Here is a 19,767-nt window from a genome sequence, read left to right on the forward strand (position 1 = left end):
CACTGAAAGGACCATCACGTGCACCCCCAGCATCCCGACTCCCCCATCCCTCCCCTGCCCTCCTGGCCCGCCGCTCCCGTCCTCACCTCCGTCGACGGACTCGTCACCGCCGCCCTGGCCGGCGAGCTCGGCGGCCCGGCACCCCACGAACTGGTCGCGACCAGCGTCTTCTGGATGCACCACGGCACCCGTCTGGCCGGCGGCGACACCACGTACCTCAACCAGTACGTCCTGGTCCGCCTCGGCGACTCCTTCGGCGGCTGCGCCTTCGAGGCCGGCGAGGTCGACCCCGCGATCTGCCGCGACGCCTCCGGCAGCCCGCTCGACGTCCTGCTGCGCGAGGCACCCCGCCCGCTGCGCATGGCCGCGCTCGACGCCTATCTCTCCCGGCTCCGCCCGCACCGGCTCGCCGCCCGCGAGGGGGAGGCCGAGCCGGTCGTCCTCCCGAGCGGCACACCCGAACTGCGGGCCGCTGCACGCGACGCGGCCATCGCCGGTCTCCTGGACATCGAGCAGGGCGCGAAGGTCGCGCTCATCGGCGTCGTCAACCCGCTGGTGGCGGCGATACGCGACCGCGGGGGCGAACCCCTCCCCTGTGACCTCAACCTCAGGTCCACCCAGTGGGGCGATCCCGTCACCGACGACATGCACGAGGTGCTCTCCCGGGCGCAGGCCGTCGTGGCCACCGGAATGACCCTGGGCAACGGGTCGTTCGACACCATCCTGGAGCGCTGCCGGGCCCGGGACATCCCCCTGATCGTCTACGCCCAGTCCGGCAGCGCCGTCGCCCGGGCGTTCCTCGGCTCGGGCGTGGCCGCCCTGTCCGCGGAACCCTTCCCCTTCTCCCAGTTCAGCGCCGAGGAGACGGTTCTGTACCGCTACCGAGGGGTGGGCGGCGCGTGATCTCCGCCTTCCGCCGCGCCGCGCCCGGTGCCGGCGCCCTCCGTGCCGGCACCGGGTTCGCTCCTTGTCACCACGGCGAGGTCCTGCAGGGCGTCTTCCTCGACGGCGGCGTCCCGCGGCCCGGTCTCGTGACCCTCCCGATGGCCGGTCCCGGCAGCCGCGCCGCATTCGTCCCGCGGCCAGGTACGGCCCCGGATGCCGTCACCGTCTCTCCCGCCGGCCGGTCCAAGGCCACGCGGGCGGCGGTGCTCGCCGTCAGGGAGTGCGCGCGCACGGCGGGTCTTCCGCCGTGCGGCGGGGAACTGCGGCTCACCGGCGACGTACCGGTGGGCCTGGGCATGGGCAGTTCCACCAGCGACGTCCTCGCCGCCCTGCGCGCGGTGGCCGACGCGTACGCGGTACGGATGACACCGGGCACGGCCGCCCGGCTGGCCGTCCTGGCGGAGACGGCCAGCGATCCCCTGATGCTGGACGACGCCCGCCCGGTCCTGTTCGCCCAGCGGGAAGGCCGCGTCCTGGAGGTCCTGGGCCCCGCCCTGCCGCCGCTGCTGGTGGTCGGCTGCACGCTCGGGGGAGGCAGACCGGTCGACACCCTTTCCCTGCCCGCCGCAGACGTCGGGGACAGCGAGGTCCGCGCGTGGGAGCAGCTGCGCGGCCTGCTGCGCCGCGCCGTCGCCACCGGGGACGCGGCCTTGGTCGGCGAGGTCGCCACGGCCAGCGCGCGGCGAGGTCAACTCGTCCTCGGCCATCCCGAGTTCGACGATCTGTGCGCCATCGCCCGGCGGGCCGGGGCCGTCGGGGTCCAGATCGCGCACAGCGGCGCGGTCGCCGGTGTCCTCTTCGACCCTTGGGTGCCCGATCTGCGCACTCGCGTCCGCCGCTGCGTGCACGACCTGCAGGCCGACGGCATCCCCACCACCCGCACCTTCACGACCACCCCCGCCGTCACCGTCAAGGAGCTCCTCGATGGACCAGCACATCGCCGAGGCGATCGGCCGGCCGGACCTGATCCGGCTCGACGACCGGCTCGTGTGCCTGCGCTTTGAAACGATGAAGGTGGTCTCCGCGCTCGCCGCGGTGCGTCACCTGCTCGACACCGGTGCGGTGCGCCGGGGAGACACCCTCCTGGACAGCTCCAGCGGCATCTATGCCTACGCCCTCGCCCTGGCCTGCCACCGGCACGGCATGCGCTGTCACATCGTCGGCTCGACCACGGTCGACCACACCTTGCGCACCCAACTGGGCGTGCTCGGGGCGACATTGGAACAGATGGAGCCGTGCGCGGATCTCAAGCTCGACCAGAAGCGGCGGGTCGAGCGGATCCACGAGATCCTCGCCGCGCACCCCGAGTACCACTGGATGCGGCAGTACCACGACGACATCCACTACCTGGGCTACCAGGCGGTCGCGGACCACATCCGCACGGCGACCGCGGGCGCCGGCCGCCTCACCGTCGTCGGCGGAGTCGGCTCCGGAGCCTCGACCGGCGCCCTCGCCCGGTACCTGCGCGCGGGCGGGGACGGCCTCGGTGCCGACGGCGCCGACCGTGGGGGTGGTGATGTCCGACTCGTGGGTGTCCAGCCCTACGGAAGCGTCACCTTCGGTGCCGAGCACATCTCCGACCCAGAGATCATCATCGCCGGCATCGGCAGCTCCATCCCCTTCGGGAACGTCGTGCACGAGCTGTACGACACCCTCCACTGGGTCGCGTTCGACGCGGCCCTGTCCGGCAGCGTCGACCTGTTGCGGAGGCACGCCGTCTTCGCGGGCCTCTCGACCGGCGCCGCCTACCTCGCCGCCCGCCACGAGCGCGACCGCGCACCCGAGCGGACGGTCCTCTTCATCGCGGCCGACACGGGGCACCGCTACGTCGACACCGTGTTCGCCCGGCATCGCGAGGCCGCACCGGTCACGAGCCTGGTGCCGCGCGACGTCCGGGACCGAAGCGAGCTGACGCTGCCGTGGTGCCGCATGCGGTGGAACCGTGCGCCGGGCAGCGGTGCGGGCGTGGCGGTGCCGTGAGCCGGCGTCGGCGTCGGCGTCGGCGTCACGCGTACCTCGGCCCGCCGCGTACGGGCCCGGCCGTGCGCTCCGTCCGGCGTTCCTGCCGGACGGAGCGCCCGAGGCCTACCGGCGGTGGTCGTGGCGCTTGAGGGAGTCCATGACGCCCGCTGCGCGTTCGCGGACGTGTTCGGCGGCCTCGCGCACCTTGGCCTTCGCCTGGTCGGCTCTGCCTTCGGCCTGCAGTCGCTCGTTGCTGGTGAGCTTGCCGACCGATTCCTTGATCTTCCCTGTGACCTTGCCCATGGCGGCGTTGCGGCCCATGGCGTCGATCCCCTTCGTCGCTGGATCGGGTACGGCGTCCACGGTAGGAGGACGCGGCGCTTTGCGCCTGTCGGCGTGCGCGAGCATGCCCGCGCGCGGGTCCGTGTCGGTCAGGCCGAGAGGACGCCCGTGGCGAGGAGGCCGAGCAGGAGGACGCCGACGACCACGCGGTAGACCACGAAGGCGTTGAAGGAGTGGCGCGCCACGTACTTGAGCAGCCAGGCGATCGACGCGTAGGCGACGCCGAACGAGACGGCCGTGCCGACGACGAGAGGGGCGGCGCCCGCACCGGTGCCGACGGCGTCCTTGAGCTCGTAGAGGCCGGCGCCGGTGAGGGCGGGGATGCCGAGGTAGAAGGAGAGCCGGGTGGCGGCGACCCGGTCCAGGTCGAGCATCAGGGCGGTGGACATGGTGGCGCCGGAGCGGGAGAAGCCGGGGAAGAGCAGGGCGAGGATCTGCGCGCTGCCGACCAGCATCGTGTCCCTGAGGTCGGTGTCGTCCTCGCCGCGCTTGTGGCGGCCCATCCGGTCGGCGGCCCACATCACGCCGCTGCCGACGAGGAGCGAGACGGCCACCACCCATAGGGAGGCGAGCGGGCCGTCGATGAGGGGCTTGGCGGCGAGGCCGACGACCACGATCGGGGCGGTCGCGAAGATGATCCACCAGGCGAACTTGTAGTCGTGGTGGTAGCGCTGCTCCTTGTCGGCCAGGCCGCGGACCCAGGCGGTGACGATGCGCGCGATGTCCTTGGAGAAGTAGACGAGGACCGCGGCGATGGCGCCGACCTGGATGACGGCGGAGAAGCCGACCACGGATGGATCGTCGACGGGGATGCCCATCAGCCCTTCGGCGATCTTGAGGTGCCCGGTGGAGGAGATGGGCAGGAATTCGGTGATGCCCTCGACGATGCCGAGGATGGTGGCCTGACCGAGACTGATGGCACTCATCGGGGTCCTGTCTGCGGGAGGGGAGAGGGGCAGGAGCGGTGGAGAACGCGGCCCCGGAGTCCTCTCCGCCGGGCGCCCGGCCGGGGGTGGCGGCCGCCCCTGGGCAGGGGCGCGTGGCACACTCGGGAACAGCATTGACGCGGGCGCAGAACTTCTGCGCGACTGTAGAAGACGGTCGGGAGAACGGCCCACCCCCTGGACGGCAACACGCGCGACCGGACATCCAGACGGCCCAACGGCGGCCGGGAGACCGAGATCCTCGCGCTGCTCCAGCAGGCCGACACCGCGCTGAACCGGGCGAGGTGGCAGAGCGGCTCGACGGCGAGCTGACGTACAGCACCGTGGTCACGACCCTGACGCGGGTAGAAGGGCGCGCGGCCATGCGCCTCGCCGTCCAGCTGCCGCGCACCATCCGCATGCGCTGCTGCGCGTCACGGGCCCCCGCAGGGGCGGAGCGCAACCCGCGCCCCGGTAGCGCCGGCGCGTGTCCGGGTCACCCCGGCGCGCGGCCCGAGGCGGTACCGCCCGGTCGTCTCCCGCGGACCGCCCAGGCGCGGGCGGTCAGGGCGATCGACCCGTCCGGCCGCGTGGGGACCGCCCGGCCGAGGGTGTCCCGCAGGCGGTCCCGCAGACCGGGAGCCAGGGAGGCGACATACGCGGGAGCGGGGCCCTGACCGGCCAGGAACGGCTCCCACAGGTCCGGAAAACCGGCGAAGACGGTGTCCACGTCGATCGGCGCGACAGCCACGTCCTCCAGGCCCGCCCGTACCCACAGGGCACGCAACGGATCCGGACGGCACAGGCGGAAGCGGCGGCTCTCGTCCTGTACGGCAGCCGACGGATCGACCTGGACCGCGGCTTCCCAGAACGCGCGCAGGAACCCCATGCCCCCGGCGTAGTCCCACACGTACGCGGCGACGGTGCCGCCACACCGCACCGCCCGTGCCGCTTCGACCACCGCCGCGGCCGGGTCGGGAAGGAAGTTGAGCGCGAGTCCGCTCACGGCCAGGTCGTACGCCTGGTCGTGTACGGGCAGCGCCAGCGCGTCGGCGACCACGAAGCGGGCCGGTTCCGGGGCGGCGGCACCGGCCGAGGCCACGAACCCGACGGACCGGTCCACCCCCACGACGGCCCGGGGTCGGCACCGGGCAGCCACCGTCGCCGCCAGGGCGCCCGTGCCGCACCCCACGTCCAGCCACCGCAGACCGGCCCCGGCGTCGAGCCATGTCACGAAACCGCCCGCGACCGGACGGCTCCACCGGCCCATGTACCGGTCGTAGGCATCACCGGCGGCCCACATGCCGACCCGCTGTTCTTCCACCCCTTCACGATCTCCCACCGGCCACCCCTGGGCGGTGCAGGCGCGCGGGCCCGCCGTACCGGGTTCGCGCCCCGCGGCGGACCCGAGCGGGGGTGGGCGCGGGGTTTCCTCTCCCGGAGGGTGTCCGGCGGGCGGATCCTCCGCCGCGTCAGACCTCGGGGAAGGCCGGAGCAATGCCCAGGGCCGGGGCGATGGCCGCCCAGATCGTGGCCTGCGCCGCGGGCAGCCCGACCCGCGGATCGGCGAGCATGACCCGGATGCCGAGACCGTCGCAGAGGGCGAGGACCAGGGTGCTGACGGCGGCGACATCACATGGGGTGAACTCCCCCGACGCGACGCCCCGTTCCACCGCGCCACCGACCCAGGCGTGGAGCTGGTCGTACAGGTCGACGGCCAGGTGCCGGGCCGCCTCGTCGCGCTGGGCGCGTACCCACAGCTCCTGCCACAGCTTCCAGTCCTGGCGCAGTTCCTGGTCCGTGGGCAGCATCGTGCGCACGATCCGGGCGAGGAGGACGGCGGCCGGCAGGTCGGCGTCGCCGCCGTCCAGATCCGTTCCGGTCTGCGCGAAGGAGTGCGTCATCGCCTCGGCGAAGAGCTTCTCGCGGGTGTCGAAGTGATAGTGCAGCAGGGCCTTCGACACCCCCGCGTGCTCGGCGACCTTGCGCATGCTCACGTTCTCGAAGCCGATGTCGGCGATCACCTCGCACGCGGCCTTGAGGATCCGCTCCCGTGTCTCGAGTGCGCGCTCGGCCTTGGTCACGTCGTCAACTCCCCCTTTCGGTCTCGGTCCCGGTCGCGGGCCCCGTCCCGGTCTCGGTCCCGGTTCCGTTCTCGGTCTCGGTCTCGGTCTCGGTCTCGGTCTCGGTCCCGGTCCGGCTCGACGGCCGGCCCCGGTGGCTGCCGGCGGGCCGGGGCCGGGCCAGGAGCCGGGTCATGATCCGGCTCCGTGCACCGGTGTCGTGCCATCATCCCCTGCCCATCCTCCCTCCCCGGACGCGCCGGTACGGGTGGACGCCCCGGCCCCTCTTGTGGCCGAGGCGTCCCGCGTCCACCACCGGGGCGAGACCGCTCACCAGGTCACCGGCAGTTGGAGGACACCCGTGCCGCGCTTGACGAGTTCGCCAGCGACGATGAGCCGCTGGATCTCGGAGGTGCCCTCCCAGATGCGGTCGACCCGCAGTTCGCGGTAGAGGCGCTCGACGGGGTAGGAGCGGTCGTAGCCGCGGCCGCCGAAGATCTGCAGGCACCGGTCGACCACCCGGCCGGACGCCTCGCTCGCCGCCAGCTTGGCGATCGCCGCCTTGGCGTGCAGGGTCTTGCGGTCGGTGCGCCCCTCGCCGACCTCCCAGGCGACCTGGTGGGTGTACGCCCGGTTGACCGCGATGTCGACGGCGCAGTCGGCGAGCATGCCCTGGATCAGCTGGAAGTCGGCGATGCGCGAACCGAACTGGCGCCGTCCGACGGCCCAGTCACGGGCGAGCCCAAGAGCGCGTTCGGCCGCTCCGATCGTGCGGGCGGCGATCATCAGACGCTCCTCGGAGAACCAGGAGCGGGTGAGGTCGTAACCGTTGCCGACCCCGCCGAGCACCGCGTCCGCGGGGAGGCGTACGTCGGTGAACGTGAACTCGGGGTGTTCGTAGACGAAGGTGTGCATCCAGCGGGGCACCCGCGTCATCTCGATTCCCGGGGTGTCCTTGTCCACGAGGAACAGTGTGGGCGCCCCCTCCTCCCCCGCTGCGGCGAGCACGATCATGAAATCGGCGTGGTCGCCGACGGTGACGAACCACTTCTCGCCGTTCAGCACCCACCCGTCGGAGGTCGGCGTCGCGGTGGTGCGCAGGTTCTGCGGGTCGGAACCGGCCTCGGGCTCGCTCACCGCGTAGCAGTCGCGCCGGCGCCCGAGGATCACGGGCACGAGGTAGCGCTCGCGCTGCTCGGGTGTGCAGTGCGACAGGGCGTTGGCCGGCCGCCACACCATGTCCCACAGGGCGCCGGTCAACCGGCCCAGCTCCTCCTGGACGACGACCTGCTCGGGGACGGTGAGTCCGGCACCGCCCCACTCGGCCGGCATGTTGACGGCCTGGAGACCGCTGTCGAGGACGGCGTCCCGGATCGCGGTGTGGGCCCGCGGCGGCAGTCCGTTGTTCTCCTCGCAGTCGAGCTCGAACTTCATGATGAACTCGGTGAGGTCGCGCGCCGATGCCTTGAGCTCCTGCTGGCGTGCGGTCAGGCGGAAGTCCATGGGAGTCCTGGTCCTCTCGGATGTCGCATGTCGGATGTCGGTGACGGACGGGACCCGGGGCGGTCGGTCGGGACGGACGCGTCGGGTCGGGTCGGGTCGGGAAGGGGCGGATCGGGTCGGGTCGGGAACGGGCGGATCGGGTCGGGAACGGGCGGATCGTTTGCGGGTCGTGCAGGGCCCGGCAGGGCCTGGGGGCCCGCGGCAGCCGTCTCAGCGCGGCAGCGCCAGCGCCCCGGTGCCGCGCTTGATCAGCTCGTTGGCGATGATCAGCCGCTGGATCTCCGAGGTGCCCTCCCAGATGCGGTCGACGCGCAGTTCCCGGTACATGCGCTCGACGGGGTAGGAGCGGTCGTAGCCGCGGCCGCCGAAGATCTGCAGGCACCGGTCGACCACCCGCCCGGCGGCCTCGCTCGCCGCGAGCTTCGCCGTGGAGGCCTTTGCGTGCAGGGTCTTGCGGTCGGTGTGCGGCTGGTCGGCCTCCCAGGCGACCTGATGGGTGTACGCCCGGTTGACCGCGATGTCGACGGCGCAGTCGGCGAGCATGCCCTGGATCAGCTGGAAGTCGGCGATGCGGGAACCGAACTGGCGCCGTCCGACGGCCCAGTCACGGGCCAGTTCCAACGCCCTCTCGGCGGCGCCGACGGTCCGGGCGGCGATCATCAGACGCTCGTCGGTGAACCACTCCTTCGTCAGCTCGTAGCCGTTGCCGACGCCGCCGAGCACGTCCTCGTCGGGCACGAAGACGTCGGTGAACCGGAACTCGGGGTGCCCGTTCACCGCGGAGTGCATGAAGCGGGGAACCCGGGTCATCTCGACGCCGGGGGCCTGCTTGTCCACGAAGAACAGGGTCGCGGCGCGCTCCGGCCCGGCATCGGCCTGCACCAGCAGGAAGTCCGCGATGTCGCCGCACGTGACGAACCACTTCTCGCCGTTCAGGAGCCAGCCGCCCGCCGTGCGCGTCGCCGTGCTCGTGCCCGAGCCGGGATCGGAACCCGCCCCGGGCTCCGTGACGGCGAAGGCGTCGAAGCGCTCGCCGCGGATCACCGGCAGCAGGTACTTCTCACGCTGGGCGTCGTTGCCGTACGCGAGGACGTTGGCGGGCCGCCAGGGAATGTCCCAGAGGCAGTTGGTGACCTTGCCGAACTCCTCCTCGACGATCACCTGGTCCAGCAGGGGGAGCCCGGCGCCGCCCCATGCGGCCGGCATGTTGATGGCGTAGACGCCGGCGTCGATCGCGGCCCGGGTGAGTTCCCGCACCGTGTCGGCCGGCAGCGGGCCGCCCGCTTCCTCGGACTGCTCCTCGTACCTCATCAGGAGCCGGGTGTAGGCCGCGGCGCGCGCCTTGAGTTCGGTCTGCTCGGGGGTGTAGCGGAAGTCCATGGAGCGTGTCTCCTCGGGGAGCGGGAACGCATGTACGGGAAGGGGCGCCGGGGTCGGGGCGCCCTGACCGGGCGGCTGGGCGAGTTCCGCGCCCGGATGGACGAGGGCGTGGTCCGCCTGGTCAGCGGTCGGGGCTCAGCCGAGGACGGCGCGCGCGTCCAGCGCGAGGGCGCCGTCCGGGCGGACGAGCAGCGGGTTGACCTCCAGTTCGGCGATCTCCGGATGGGCCGCGGCGACCTCGGTGATGCGGGCGATCACGGCGGCCGCCGCGGTCACGTCCACCGGGGGCCGCCCGCGCACGCCGTCCAGCAGGGCGGCGGTGCGCAGCCCCCGCAGCAGTTCCCCGGCGGTACCGGCGGCCACGGGGGCGAGGGCGAAGGCCACGTCGCGCAGGGTCTCGGTGAGCACCCCGCCGAGGCCGACCATCGCCACCGGGCCGAACCGGGGGTCGCGCTGGACCCCGACGATCAGTTCGACGCCGTCCGAGAGGTCGGCCATGGCCTCGACGGAGTACGCGGGGGCGCCGAGCCGGGCGTGCATGTCCCGGTACGTGGCCAGCAGGGCGTCCCGGTCGGCGAGCCGCAGCGCCACCCCGCCCGCGTCGGACTTGTGCAGGACGTGCAGGGCCTTCAGGACGTACGGGCCGTCGAACGCGGCTGCGGCGGCGAGCAGTCCGGACTCGTCGGTGATCTCGCGGGCCGGCGGGAACGGCACCCCTGCCGCGGCCAGCAAGGCCCGCACGCCGTGGTACGAGGGATCCTCCAGCGGTGCCGCGGGCGGCGGCTCCGGTGCCACCACCGGGGCGGAGGAGCCGGCCCTCCTGCCGGTGAGCGCGGCGAGCGCGCGGGCCGCGTCCTCGGTGGCGGCGAACACCGGGACCCCGGCCTCCGCGAGCACCCGGCAGCTGGGCGACTTCGGGTACATGGACTGCACGACCAGCGGTTTCGAGGCGGCGGCGAGGTGTCCGGCGATCTCCTTCGCGGCCCGTCGCTCGCCCTCGGCGAGGACGGATCCGCCGGCCGGTCCGCCGCCCAGACCGCCCTCGGAGGCGGCGTAGCCGCCGAAGTAGCCCGTCATCAGAACGGCGTCCACCTCGTCGGCGGCCATCAGTTCGCGGACGGCGTCGGCGTACGAGAGGGGGCGCTGTTCTCCCATTCCCGCGAGGTCGACGGGGTTGCCGAGGGCGGACTGCTCCCACAGCACGCTCCGCAGCCGGTCCTGGGCGGGGACGCCGAGTTCCGGGACGTCCAGTCCGGCGTCCTCTGCGGCGTCGGCGGCGACGGCACCGTGGCCGCCGCCGTCCGTCAGGACCGCGGCCCGTCGGCCGGCCGTGCGACGCCCGCCGGCCAGGGCCGCGAGCACCACGGTCATCTCCCTGGGCGTGCGCACGAGTTCGACACCGGCGTCGCGGCAGGCCGCGGCCACCACGTCGGCCGAGGTGGTCAGTGCTCCCGTGTGCGACCGGGCGCTCCGGGCCGATGCGCTGCCGCGGCCGGCGGTGAGGAGGACCACGGGCTTGCCGGCCGCGGCGGCTGCGCGGGCGAAGGCCCGGCCGTCGCCGAAGTCCTCGGCGTACACGGCGATGACGGAGGTCGAGGCGTGGCGGGCGCAGTCCTGGACGAGGTCGACGAGGGTGACGTCGGCCTGGTTGCCGAGGGAGACGAAGCGGGAGAAGCCGAGGTCGTGCGCGGCACCGCGCAGCTGGAGTTCGAGGGCCAGGTTGCCGCTCTGGCTGAGCAGGGCGACCCGGCCGGGCGCGAACCGGTCCGAGGCCAGGTACAGCTCGGTGCTGTTGTCGGCGATGCCCAGGCAGTTGGGGCCGACGAGCACGGCTCCGGCGGCCCGGACCCGCTCGGCGACGGCTCGCTGGCGCGCCAGACCGGCGGGCCCGGCCTCGGCGAAGCCGGCGGTGATGGCGACGATCGCCTTCGCCCCGCAGGCGAGGGCGTCGTCGACGGCCTCCTCGAAGCCGGCGCCCGGCACGGAGATCACCACCAGTTCGACCGGTTCGCCGATCTCGCCGAGGGAGGTGGCCGCAGCCCGGCCCAGGACGGTGCCCCCGCGCCGGTTCACCAGGTGCACCGGTCGCCGGTCAGGGGCGCGCAGGGCCTGGGCGGCCACCGCATGGCCGTACTTCGCCGGGTCGTCGCTGGCGCCGACCACGGCGACGGAGCCGGGGTCGAAGAGCGCGGTCAGGTCTCGGGCCACCTCATCCCTCCACGCGGAGGGCGGAGTTGGGGCAGCTGTCCGCGCAGGCGCGGGCCCGGTCCTCGGCGCCGGGCGGCACGTCGGCCACGACGACCTGCGCGTAGCCCCACTCGTCGAGCTCGACGAGTTCGGGGGTGTTCTCGTGGCAGAGGCCGTAGCCGTTGCACAGTGTGGCGTCCAGCAGCAGTTTCATGACGTTCCTTCCGGTACGGCGGCCGTGGGATCGGCGGGCGCGGTCGGGGTGGGTGGAGTCGGCGTGGGTGCGGTCGGCGCGGGTGCGGTCACGGCGGGAACCGGGACGGTCAGGCGGGGGGACCGGTTCGGGCGGTGCGGTTCTCTTACGTCGGCGGTGTCCCGGCAGAGCGGGCAGGGCGCGTCGAGGTGGGCGCGGACCTGGCCGGGGAAGGCGCGCAGCAGGCTTCCGGCGAGGCCCGCGGCGGCGTCGAGCAGTCCGCAGGCGCCCCGCCCGGGCAGCCCCCGTGCCCAGCGGTGCAGCCGCTCCACGGTGTCGGCGGCTGCCGTCCCCGCGGCGAGGCGGGCGAGGGCGTCGTCGATCGCGGCCGTCCCCGACACGCACACACCGCACTGCCGTGCGCTCTCGGCCGCGAGGTGTCCCACGGCGTCACCGACGGCGCCCACCGGGCAGGTGCCGGGGGCGAGGAAGCGGATCGCTCCGCAGCCGAGCGCGGTGCCCGCGGCGGCGAGTGCGCCGGGTTCGAGGGGGAGGTCCAGCGCACGGGCGTCGACGAGCCCGCCGAACAGCCCGCCCATCAGCGCGCCCTCGGGGGCCCAGGTGCCGTGGGAGGCCGCGAGGGTGCGCAGGGGGACCCCGTACGGCACCTCCGTGAGCACGGGTGGGGCAGTCCCGCCCGACAGGGTGACGAGAGTGGTGTGAGCGATCGTTTCCCGCAGGTCGGGACGGGCGGCGACGATCGCGACCCGGGCGAGTGTCTCGACGTTGGCGACCAGGGTCGGCAGGCCGCCGACTCCTCGCTCGAAGGGCCGGGGAGGCTTGGCGGTCGGCAGGGCCGGCCCGCCGTCGATGCGGCGGACGACCGCGGTCTCCTCACCGGCGACGTAGGCGGGGGCGGTCTCCACGACCTCGACGGGCAGCGGCGGTTCGCGTTCGGCGAGGGCCCTGCGGACGCGCTCGGCCGCCACCGGGTCGGAGAGGTAGACGTAGCCGCGCTCGGCGCCGGTGATCGCGGCGGCGTGGACGAGGCCGTCGAGGACCAGGTGCGGGCGGGCTCGCAGCAGCCAGCGGTCCTTGACCGAACCGGGCTCGCCCTCCTCGCCGTTGGCGACCACGACCGGGGCGCCGAACCCTGCCGTGGGGTGTTCGCCGCGCGCCCCGCTCCGCCGGGCCTGTCGTCCCTGCTCCCGTACGGTGCGGAATTTGACGGCCGCCGGGAAGCCCGCGCCACCGCGGCCGCGCAGGCCGCAGGCATCGAGGTGGCGAAGGAGTTCGTCGGGCGTGACGGCGACCGTGTAACCGCCGGTGGCCTCGTACGCCTCGGCGCTCTCCGTCGCGTACGGCGTCGCGCCCAGCAGCGAGCCCGGGACCGGGGCGGCCGGGTGAAGGACGGCGGTCGGGCGAAGGACGGCGGTCGGGCGGCGGTCGGCGATCGAGGCGCTGCCGGTGGGCGGGTAGCCGTCGAGGACCGAGGAGCTGCCGACGATCGAGGAGCCGTCGGCGGGCGAGGCGAGGTCGGTGGGCGAGGCGAGGTCGGTGGGCGAGGCGAGACCGGCAGTCCGGGAGCCGTCGACGGTCGACTCCTTGCCGGAAGGCGAGGAGCGGCGTGGGGTCGACGGGGGATCGGAAGCCGGAGGGCGGTGGGCGGTACGGCGGCGGCCGGTGGTCATGTGCCGTCTCCTGTACGGGCGGTGGGGGCGGATCCTGCGGTACGGGACCTGGTGCGCAGGAGCCGCAGCGCGCTCTCGAGCGCGGCGCGGTCTCCGGCGGTGCGGCCGTACCCTGCTCCGGGAAGGCCGATGAGCATGCGGTGGTGGTCCAGGATCACCTCGGCGGCGAGCAGCGCGGCGGCCGTCGAGACGCCGGCCGCCGGGTCCGCGGCCCCCTCCGAACTGGCCTCCGCAGTGGCCGGGTCCGCCTGGGTCCTCGCCCCGTCGAGCCGGGCCGTCACAGCGGTGACCAGGGCGGTGGCCTCGGCGAGGTAGCGCAGCCAGCTGTGCCGGCTGCCCCGCAGGACCAGACGTTCCACCCGGCGTCGCTCGCCGGCCGCCAGCCGGGCCGCGCTCGTCGGCGGGTGGCGGGTGGTGTCGAGGGAGGCGCGCAACTCGGCGACGGCTGCGGGCAGTTCCCGCTCCGGTTCGGGGGTGAGCCCGAGCCAGTCCAGGTGTCGACGACCGCTCATGGGTGCCTCCTGAAGGGTGAGGGGTGCCGTGGACCGGGAGGGCCGCTCGTGCGCTTGCCGGACCCGGATCCGGACCCGGCCCGCGCTTTGCCGAGCCGGCCTGGCGCGACGAGCCCGGGGCCCGTTCACATCGACGGCGGAGGGCGGAGGAGGGGGTGAAGGGGGTAGGGCGAGGGAGATGCGTGCCGGGGTCGGTGCCGTGGCACGCAGGGCTGCTTCCGGCGCGAAGGCTGAGAGCCCAGCGCCAGGGCCACTCCCCGGGGTGACGAGCAGATGCGCAGGTCAGAGACGGTGTGGCGGCGGAACAGCGACAGGAACGCGTTTGCTGACCGATCGGTCAGGCAATAACCAAGCTAGCTGACCGATCGGTCAGCGTACAAGTCTTGACCCAGCGGAATTCAGCCACCACGCTGACTGTCCAATCGGTCAGCCTGGCCCCGGCTCCCGCCCCGCCCCGCTGTCCGCAGCCCGGTTCGCACGACATCGACGCCCGACACCGATCGCCGCACCCGCGGCACGAGGAGTCACCGATGCACCCCAGAGCCCCCGCAGCCACCGCGCCTACCGCACCCGACACGGCTGTCCGGGACCTCCCCGCGCCCGCACTGCCGGCCCGCCACTACACCGATCCCGCCCTCGCCGCGGCCGAGACCCGTCAGGTCTTCGCCAGGTCCTGGCAGCTCGTCTGCCACGAGTCCGACCTGCCCGCCCCGGGGGCGCGGCTCGCCGCCACCGTCGCCGGCCGCGAGGTCCTGGTCGTCCGCACCGAGGACGGCGGCCTGGCGGCGCACCTCAACGTCTGCCGCCATCGCGGGACCCGCCTGGTCGCCGCCCCCGAACCGGCCGGCAAGGCAATCCGCTGCCCGTACCACGGCTGGACCTACCGCCTCGACGGCAGCCTGGTCGGCGCCCCCGAGGCCCGGCAGATCCCCTGCCTGGACCGGCCCCGCCTGGGTCTCCTCCCGGCCCGGGTCGAATCCTTCCTCGGCTTCGTCTTCGTCAACCTCGACCCCGACGCCGTACCGCTCGCCGAAAGCTGCGCGGGACTCGCCGAGGCCGTCGGCCACTACGCCGGAGCGGACCTGGTGCCGGTCGGCCGGGACCGAATCCACGACCTCGCCCGCGCCGAGGTCCAGGACGCCAACTGGAAGGTGGCGGTCGACAACTACCTGGAGGGGTACCACGTACCCGTCGCCCACCCCGGGCTGATGCGGCTGCTCGACTACCAGGGCTACGGCTGCGAGATCCACGAGTCCTACGTGCTGTTCACCTCGCCGCTGCGCGACAAGCCGTCCTCCAACTGGGCCGAGCGGCTGTATCAGCGCGTCGCCGCGCCGATGCCGGGGCTCACCGAGGCCGACCGCAGGGTCTGGCGGTACGCCGTGATCTACCCCAACACCCTCATCGACTTCTACCCCGACCACGTGCTCGCCTGGACCGCCCTTCCGACCGCGGTCGACCGGGTCGCCGTTCCCGGCGCCTTCTACACCCGTCGCGGCACCGGACTGCGCACCCGGCTCGCCCGGCGCCTGAACATGCACATCGGCTGGATCACCAACGACGAGGACGCCGAGCTGGTCGCCCGTGTCCAACGCGGCCTGGCCACCCCGGGGTTCGAGCCCGGACCGCTGTCCCGGCGCGAGCTCGCGGTCGGCTGGTTCGCCGACCGCATCCGTGCGGACCTCGCCGCCTCCATCGAGGTCGCCGAGGCCGCCCTCGCCACCGGACCCGCCGGCGTCGCCGAACCCGCGCGCCTCACCGAGCCCACCGAGACTGCCCCGGCCGCTCCCGGCACGGACCCGGGGGGTCCCTGAGCCGGCCCGCCCCACCCGCACGCCACCGCGCCGCGCCCCAGCACCGCACCGCTTCCCACCAGCGGACCACCGCACCTCACCGCCGCACCACCCGAACCACCCGCACCACCCGAACCACCCGAACCACCCGAACGCGCCTGGCCGTACCCCCGCGCCGACGCACCGTCGTTCGCCCGCCGTCCCCCAGCGGCCCCTACGGAGAGGACCCCATGTCCCCCGAGGCACCTTCCCTGTCCCGCCGCTCACTGCTCCGCGCCGGCACCGGCGCCGTCCTCGGCTGGACGGCGACCGGCTGCGGATTCTCCACCGCCTCGGACGAGGCCGGCCGGGCGGCCGCGGAGGCCCCCATCGACGTCAAGGTCGACGGCGACCTCGTCTACTTCAACTGGGCCGACTTCGTCGACCCGGCCGTCTTCGCGGGCTTCTCCAAGGAGTACGGGGTCAAGGTCGTCCAGTCGAACTACGACTCCATGGAGGGCATGGCCGCCAAACTCAACGCCGGCAACCGCTACGACATCGTCTTCCCCACCGCGAAGTGGGCCGAGCGCCTCTCCCGAGGGGGCCGGCTGCGCCGCATCGACCACGGGCTCCTGAGGAACGCCGAGGCCGTGTTCGGTGCCTACGACTACTTCGCGGACCCCTGGTACGACCCCCGTTCCGCGCACACCGTCCCGTTCACGATGTACAAGACCGGCATCGGCTGGCGCCGGGACCGGCTGGGCGACCTCACCGGGTCCTGGGACGACCTGTGGAACGAGCACGCCAAGGGCAGGGTGTTCGTCCTCGACGACCGGGACGAGGTGCTGGGCATCGGCGCGCTCAAACACGGCCTCCCCCTCACCACCGAGGCGCCGGGCGACCTCGACCGCGTCACCGGCACCCTGCGCGCCCTGCGCCCCCGGCTGCGCGGCTTCTCGAGCGACAGCTACAACAACCTGCTCAACGGCAACGCCGACATGACGCAGGCGTGGAGCGGGGACATGGCCGCGATGCTCGCCCAGGCGAAGGACCCGTCCGTCTTCGGCTTCGAGACGGCGCGCGAGGGCGCCCCGGTCAACTCCGACTGTTACGCGATTCCCGCCGACGCACCGCACCCCGGAACCGCCATGCTCTTCATCGACTACATGCTCCGGCCCGAGAACGTGAAGCGGAACATCGAGTACATCGGGTACCCGATGCCGGTGCACGGCACGGAGGACACCTACTCCGCGCTCGTGGAGCCCTTCCCCCAGTGTCTGGTGACCGCGGCCGACCTCAGGGACGACCGGTACTTCCGCAACGGCAGCGCGACGGGCGAGAAGGCCCGCGACGCCGCGTGGACCGATGTGAAGGCGGGCTGACATGGCCGACACGGCCCGTACTCCCCGCACCGTCAGGCGGCGCGCCCAGGACCGGTTGTGGACCTGGCTGATGCTTCCCGGCACCCTCTGGATGAGCGTCTTCCTGGTCGCCTCGCTGATCCTGGTGGCCACCCTCGCGTTCGGCACCACCGACCCGCTGGGCAACCCGCGCTTCGGCCTCGTCCTCGACAACTTCACCGCCCTTGCGGACCCCGCGTACCTCACCGTCCTGCTGCGCTCGCTGGGCTACGCCCTGGTCACCTGCGCCGTCTGCCTGGTCGTCGCCTATCCCGTCGCCTACGCCATCGCCACCAGCGGCGGCCGGTACAAGCACCTCCTGATCGCGGCCATCGTCGTGCCGTTCTTCGCCAACTACCTGGTGCGGATGTACGGCTGGTCCGTCGTCCTGTCCGACGACGGGCCGCTGCTCAGGGCGCTGCGCGCGATCGGTCTGGCGGACGGGGGGACCCGGATCCTGCAGACCGGCGCGGGCGTCGTCGCCGGACTCGTCTACGGCTTCGTCGTCTTCATGATCATCCCCCTTTACGCGGCCATGGAGCGCATGGACACCTCGCTCGTCGAGGCCGGCCGCGACCTCTACGCCGGACCGCTGCGGACCTTCCTCTTCGTCACGGTCCCCGCCACGCGGCAGGGAGCGGCCGCCGGTTGCGTCCTCGTCCTGCTGCCCGCCATGGGCGACTTCGTCAGCGCCCAACTCATGGGAGGGCCCGACCAGATCATGATCGGCAACCTGATCCAGGACAAGTTCTTCCAGGGCCAGAACTGGCCGCTCGGTTCCGCCCTCACCATGCTGCTGATGGGTGTCCTCTTCGTCGGCATGCTCGGCTACCTGCGGCGCACCCGCAAGGACGAGGCGGAGGCGGTCCGATGACGGCGGCCCGCGGGCGCCGCCGCGGCGCCGAGCGCCGGCCCCGGTTCGCGATCGCCGCCACCGTGGTGTTCTTCGCACTCCTCTACGTCCCCATCGGCGTCGTCGTCCTGTTCTCCTTCAACTCGCAGAAGTCCCTGACCGTCTTCGACCACGCCAGCCTGCGCTGGTACGGGGCGTTCCTGCGCGACGACGTGCTGCTGGACTCGCTCGGCATGAGCCTGCGGGTCTCCCTCGCCGCCATGGCCGGTTCGGTGCTGCTGGGCCTGGCGCTCGCGCTCGGCCTGGTCCGCGCCCGCAGCCGGCTCGGCTCCTTCGCCGGACTGGTGATGCTCGTCCCGCTGATCACCCCGGAGATCGTCACCGGTGTCGCCGCGATGCTCCTGTTCAAAGGCCTCGGCATCGCCCTGTCCACGACGACGGTCACGCTCGCCGAGATCACCTTCTCGATCTCCTACGTGACGGTCATCCTGCGCTCCCGCATCGCCGCCCTGAACCCGGAGATCGAAGAGGCGGCCATGGACCTCGGGGCCACCCGCCGGCAGGCCGTCCGGCTGGTGACCCTGCCCGCCCTGCTCCCCGGCATCCTCGCCTCCGCCGTCCTCGTCTTCGCCCTGGTCTTCGACGACTTCGTCCTCGCCTACTTCACCACGGGCGTCGATCCGCAGCCCCTGTCGGTGCGCATCTACTCGGCGATCCGGTTCGGCGTCCAGCCCACCATCAACGCCGTCGGCACGCTGATGCTGGCGGGCTCCGTCGGACTCGTCGCCCTCGCACTCGCCATCCCGCGCCTGTTCGGCCGGCGCGGCGGCCTCGACCTGCTCTCCGGGAAGTGAAAGCCATGCACCCGCAGCCTCCGCAGACACCTCGCCCCGCCCACCACCGGTCCTCCCGCCCGTCCTCCCCGGAGGCCACGCTCCCCCGCCCCGCCGTACGGCTCGACCGGGTCGGCAAGCGCTACCCCGGCGGCTCCGGCGGCCCGGCCGCGTACGCCGTCCACGACATCAGCCTGGACGTCGCCGCCGGCGAGTTCTTCTCCCTGCTGGGCCCCTCCGGCTGCGGCAAGACCACCCTGCTGCGCATGATCGGCGGCTTCGCGGACCCCACCGAGGGCAGCGTCCTGCTCGACGGCGAGGACGTGACGGGCCTGCCGCCCCACCGGCGCAACGTCAACACCGTCTTCCAGAGCTACGCCCTCTTCGACCACCTCACTCTCGCCGACAACGTGGCCTTCGGCCTGAAGCGCAAGGGCGTCGCGCGCCCCGAGATCCGTCGGCGGGTCGCCGACATGCTCGACCTCGTCCAGCTGGGCGAGCTGGCCGGCCGCAGACCGCCCACCCTCTCCGGCGGCCAGCGCCAGCGCGTGGCCCTCGCCCGTGCCCTGGTCAACCGCCCACAGGTGCTGCTGCTCGACGAGCCGCTGGCCGCCCTCGACCTGAAGCTCCGGCGCCGCATGCAGGTCGAGCTCAAGCAGATCCAGCGGGAGGTCGGCATCACCTTCCTGTTCGTCACCCACGACCAGGACGAGGCCCTCACCATGTCCGACCGCCTCGCCGTCATGAACGCGGGCCGCATCGAGCAGTGCGGGACGCCGGAGGACGTGTACGAGCGGCCCACCAGCAGCTTCACCGCCTCGTTCCTCGGCACCTCCAACCTGGTCCCCGGCACCTACCGCGCCGGGCGGGTGCTGCTCGACCAGGGGCCCGAACTCCCCGTCGGTCACCGCCCCGGCGTGACCGACGGCAGCCGGGTCAGCCTCTCGCTGCGCCCGGAGAAGATCTGGCTGTCCGACTTCGAGCCCGGGATGGCGCGGGTCACCGGCGTCGTCCGGGAGACGGTCTACTCCGGCCCCACCACCACCTACCTCATCGAACTGGCCCCCGGCGTCACCGTGCACGTCCTGGAGCAGAACACGGCCCGCTCCCGCATGGAGGACCGCTGGAGCGGCGGCGAGGAGGTCGAGCTCGGCTGGCGGCCCGAGCACTGCCTGGTCCTGGACTGACGACGGCCCCACCGGAGGAAC

The 19,767-nt window shown here is 73.3% G+C and carries 18 protein-coding genes; 8 read left to right on the forward strand and 10 right to left on the reverse strand.

Annotated features, from left to right (window positions below):
- The first annotated feature begins 114 nt into the window (after positions 1-114).
- Genes ACIRQF_RS01640 through ACIRQF_RS01650 form a run of 3 tightly spaced genes read left to right on the forward strand, consistent with a single transcriptional unit; the run spans position 115 to position 2,925 of the window.
- Entirely contained in the window at positions 115-903 is a 789-nt protein-coding gene (locus ACIRQF_RS01640; RefSeq protein ID WP_404089476.1) for a Rossmann-like domain-containing protein, read from the forward strand.
- A complete protein-coding gene (locus tag ACIRQF_RS01645) occupies positions 900-1,949 on the forward strand; it encodes a GHMP kinase (RefSeq protein WP_404087933.1) in 1,050 nt (349 codons plus the stop codon). Before ACIRQF_RS01640 ends, ACIRQF_RS01645 begins: the two co-directional genes overlap by 4 nt.
- Entirely contained in the window at positions 1,870-2,925 is a 1,056-nt protein-coding gene (locus tag ACIRQF_RS01650; protein WP_404087935.1) for a pyridoxal-phosphate dependent enzyme, read from the forward strand. Before ACIRQF_RS01645 ends, ACIRQF_RS01650 begins: the two co-directional genes overlap by 80 nt.
- A 105-nt stretch (positions 2,926-3,030) precedes the next feature.
- On the opposite strand, the gene ACIRQF_RS01655 is transcribed toward ACIRQF_RS01650, so the two are convergent.
- The 10 genes from ACIRQF_RS01655 to ACIRQF_RS01700 form a co-directional block, all read right to left on the reverse strand.
- Complete coding sequence (locus tag ACIRQF_RS01655) at positions 3,031-3,270, reverse strand: CsbD family protein (RefSeq protein ID WP_376627708.1); 240 nt, start codon at positions 3,268-3,270, stop codon at positions 3,031-3,033.
- A 68-nt stretch (positions 3,271-3,338) separates the two neighbouring features.
- Positions 3,339-4,175, reverse strand: coding sequence for an undecaprenyl-diphosphate phosphatase (locus ACIRQF_RS01660; protein ID WP_404087937.1), 837 nt, complete (start codon positions 4,173-4,175; stop codon positions 3,339-3,341).
- Positions 4,176-4,668: 493 nt separating this feature from the next.
- The gene (locus ACIRQF_RS01665; protein WP_404087939.1) at positions 4,669-5,514 is read right to left on the reverse strand and encodes a class I SAM-dependent methyltransferase; all 846 of its coding nucleotides are present in this window, start codon (positions 5,512-5,514) and stop codon (positions 4,669-4,671) included.
- A gap of 130 nt (positions 5,515-5,644) precedes the next feature.
- A complete protein-coding gene (locus ACIRQF_RS01670; RefSeq protein WP_404087941.1) occupies positions 5,645-6,256 on the reverse strand; it encodes a TetR/AcrR family transcriptional regulator in 612 nt (203 codons plus the stop codon).
- A gap of 309 nt (positions 6,257-6,565) precedes the next feature.
- Entirely contained in the window at positions 6,566-7,738 is a 1,173-nt protein-coding gene (locus tag ACIRQF_RS01675; protein ID WP_404087943.1) for an acyl-CoA dehydrogenase family protein, read from the reverse strand.
- A 210-nt stretch (positions 7,739-7,948) separates the two neighbouring features.
- Positions 7,949-9,118: an acyl-CoA dehydrogenase family protein gene (locus ACIRQF_RS01680; RefSeq protein WP_382477881.1), complete on the reverse strand. Its 1,170-nt coding sequence runs from the start codon at positions 9,116-9,118 to the stop codon at positions 7,949-7,951.
- A gap of 135 nt (positions 9,119-9,253) precedes the next feature.
- Positions 9,254-11,326: an acetate--CoA ligase family protein gene (locus ACIRQF_RS01685; protein WP_404087945.1), complete on the reverse strand. Its 2,073-nt coding sequence runs from the start codon at positions 11,324-11,326 to the stop codon at positions 9,254-9,256.
- A gap of 1 nt (position 11,327) precedes the next feature.
- Positions 11,328-11,519 carry a ferredoxin gene (locus ACIRQF_RS01690; RefSeq protein WP_404087947.1) on the reverse strand — a complete coding sequence of 64 codons (192 nt, stop codon included), beginning with the start codon at positions 11,517-11,519 and terminating at the stop codon, positions 11,328-11,330.
- The gene (locus tag ACIRQF_RS01695; RefSeq protein ID WP_404087949.1) at positions 11,516-13,189 is read right to left on the reverse strand and encodes an NADH-ubiquinone oxidoreductase-F iron-sulfur binding region domain-containing protein; all 1,674 of its coding nucleotides are present in this window, start codon (positions 13,187-13,189) and stop codon (positions 11,516-11,518) included. Before ACIRQF_RS01695 ends, ACIRQF_RS01690 begins: the two co-directional genes overlap by 4 nt.
- Positions 13,186-13,701, reverse strand: coding sequence for a hypothetical protein (locus tag ACIRQF_RS01700; protein WP_404087951.1), 516 nt, complete (start codon positions 13,699-13,701; stop codon positions 13,186-13,188). The genes ACIRQF_RS01695 and ACIRQF_RS01700 overlap by 4 nt, the downstream gene beginning before the upstream one ends.
- Before the next feature lie 530 nt (positions 13,702-14,231).
- On the opposite strand from ACIRQF_RS01700, the gene ACIRQF_RS01705 reads away from it, so the two are divergent.
- The 5 genes from ACIRQF_RS01705 to ACIRQF_RS01725 all read left to right on the forward strand — a co-directional run bounded on the left by ACIRQF_RS01705 (position 14,232) and on the right by ACIRQF_RS01725 (position 19,746).
- The gene (locus tag ACIRQF_RS01705) at positions 14,232-15,515 is read left to right on the forward strand and encodes an aromatic ring-hydroxylating dioxygenase subunit alpha (protein WP_404087953.1); all 1,284 of its coding nucleotides are present in this window, start codon (positions 14,232-14,234) and stop codon (positions 15,513-15,515) included.
- Between the two features lie 209 nt (positions 15,516-15,724).
- Positions 15,725-16,855, forward strand: coding sequence for a spermidine/putrescine ABC transporter substrate-binding protein (locus ACIRQF_RS01710; protein WP_389755585.1), 1,131 nt, complete (start codon positions 15,725-15,727; stop codon positions 16,853-16,855).
- Position 16,856: 1 nt separating this feature from the next.
- Entirely contained in the window at positions 16,857-17,747 is an 891-nt protein-coding gene (locus ACIRQF_RS01715; protein WP_382477868.1) for an ABC transporter permease, read from the forward strand.
- A complete protein-coding gene (locus tag ACIRQF_RS01720) occupies positions 17,744-18,580 on the forward strand; it encodes an ABC transporter permease (RefSeq protein WP_404087956.1) in 837 nt (278 codons plus the stop codon). Before ACIRQF_RS01715 ends, ACIRQF_RS01720 begins: the two co-directional genes overlap by 4 nt.
- 5 nt (positions 18,581-18,585) lie before the next feature.
- Positions 18,586-19,746, forward strand: coding sequence for an ABC transporter ATP-binding protein (locus tag ACIRQF_RS01725; protein WP_404087958.1), 1,161 nt, complete (start codon positions 18,586-18,588; stop codon positions 19,744-19,746).
- Positions 19,747-19,767 lie beyond the last annotated feature (21 nt).

The organism is Streptomyces sp. NPDC101191, from assembly GCF_044767915.1.
Lineage (GTDB): Bacteria > Actinomycetota > Actinomycetes > Streptomycetales > Streptomycetaceae > Streptomyces.

Bases quoted from the DNA above. Each gene is read 5' to 3' on its own strand.
- ACIRQF_RS01690 (WP_404087947.1), bottom strand. From the start codon at position 11,519: ATGAAACTGCTGCTGGACGCCACACTGTGCAACGGCTACGGCCTCTGC.
- ACIRQF_RS01695 (WP_404087949.1), bottom strand. From the start codon at position 13,189: ATGACCACCGGCCGCCGCCGTACCGCCCACCGCCCTCCGGCTTCCGAT.
- ACIRQF_RS01725 (WP_404087958.1), top strand. From the start codon at position 18,586: ATGCACCCGCAGCCTCCGCAGACACCTCGCCCCGCCCACCACCGGTCC.
- ACIRQF_RS01650 (WP_404087935.1), top strand. From the start codon at position 1,870: ATGGACCAGCACATCGCCGAGGCGATCGGCCGGCCGGACCTGATCCGG.
- ACIRQF_RS01680 (WP_382477881.1), bottom strand. From the start codon at position 9,118: ATGGACTTCCGCTACACCCCCGAGCAGACCGAACTCAAGGCGCGCGCC.
- ACIRQF_RS01710 (WP_389755585.1), top strand. From the start codon at position 15,725: ATGTCCCCCGAGGCACCTTCCCTGTCCCGCCGCTCACTGCTCCGCGCC.
- ACIRQF_RS01660 (WP_404087937.1), bottom strand. From the start codon at position 4,175: ATGAGTGCCATCAGTCTCGGTCAGGCCACCATCCTCGGCATCGTCGAG.
- ACIRQF_RS01715 (WP_382477868.1), top strand. From the start codon at position 16,857: ATGGCCGACACGGCCCGTACTCCCCGCACCGTCAGGCGGCGCGCCCAG.
- ACIRQF_RS01675 (WP_404087943.1), bottom strand. From the start codon at position 7,738: ATGGACTTCCGCCTGACCGCACGCCAGCAGGAGCTCAAGGCATCGGCG.
- ACIRQF_RS01720 (WP_404087956.1), top strand. From the start codon at position 17,744: ATGACGGCGGCCCGCGGGCGCCGCCGCGGCGCCGAGCGCCGGCCCCGG.
- ACIRQF_RS01705 (WP_404087953.1), top strand. From the start codon at position 14,232: ATGCACCCCAGAGCCCCCGCAGCCACCGCGCCTACCGCACCCGACACG.
- ACIRQF_RS01700 (WP_404087951.1), bottom strand. From the start codon at position 13,701: ATGAGCGGTCGTCGACACCTGGACTGGCTCGGGCTCACCCCCGAACCG.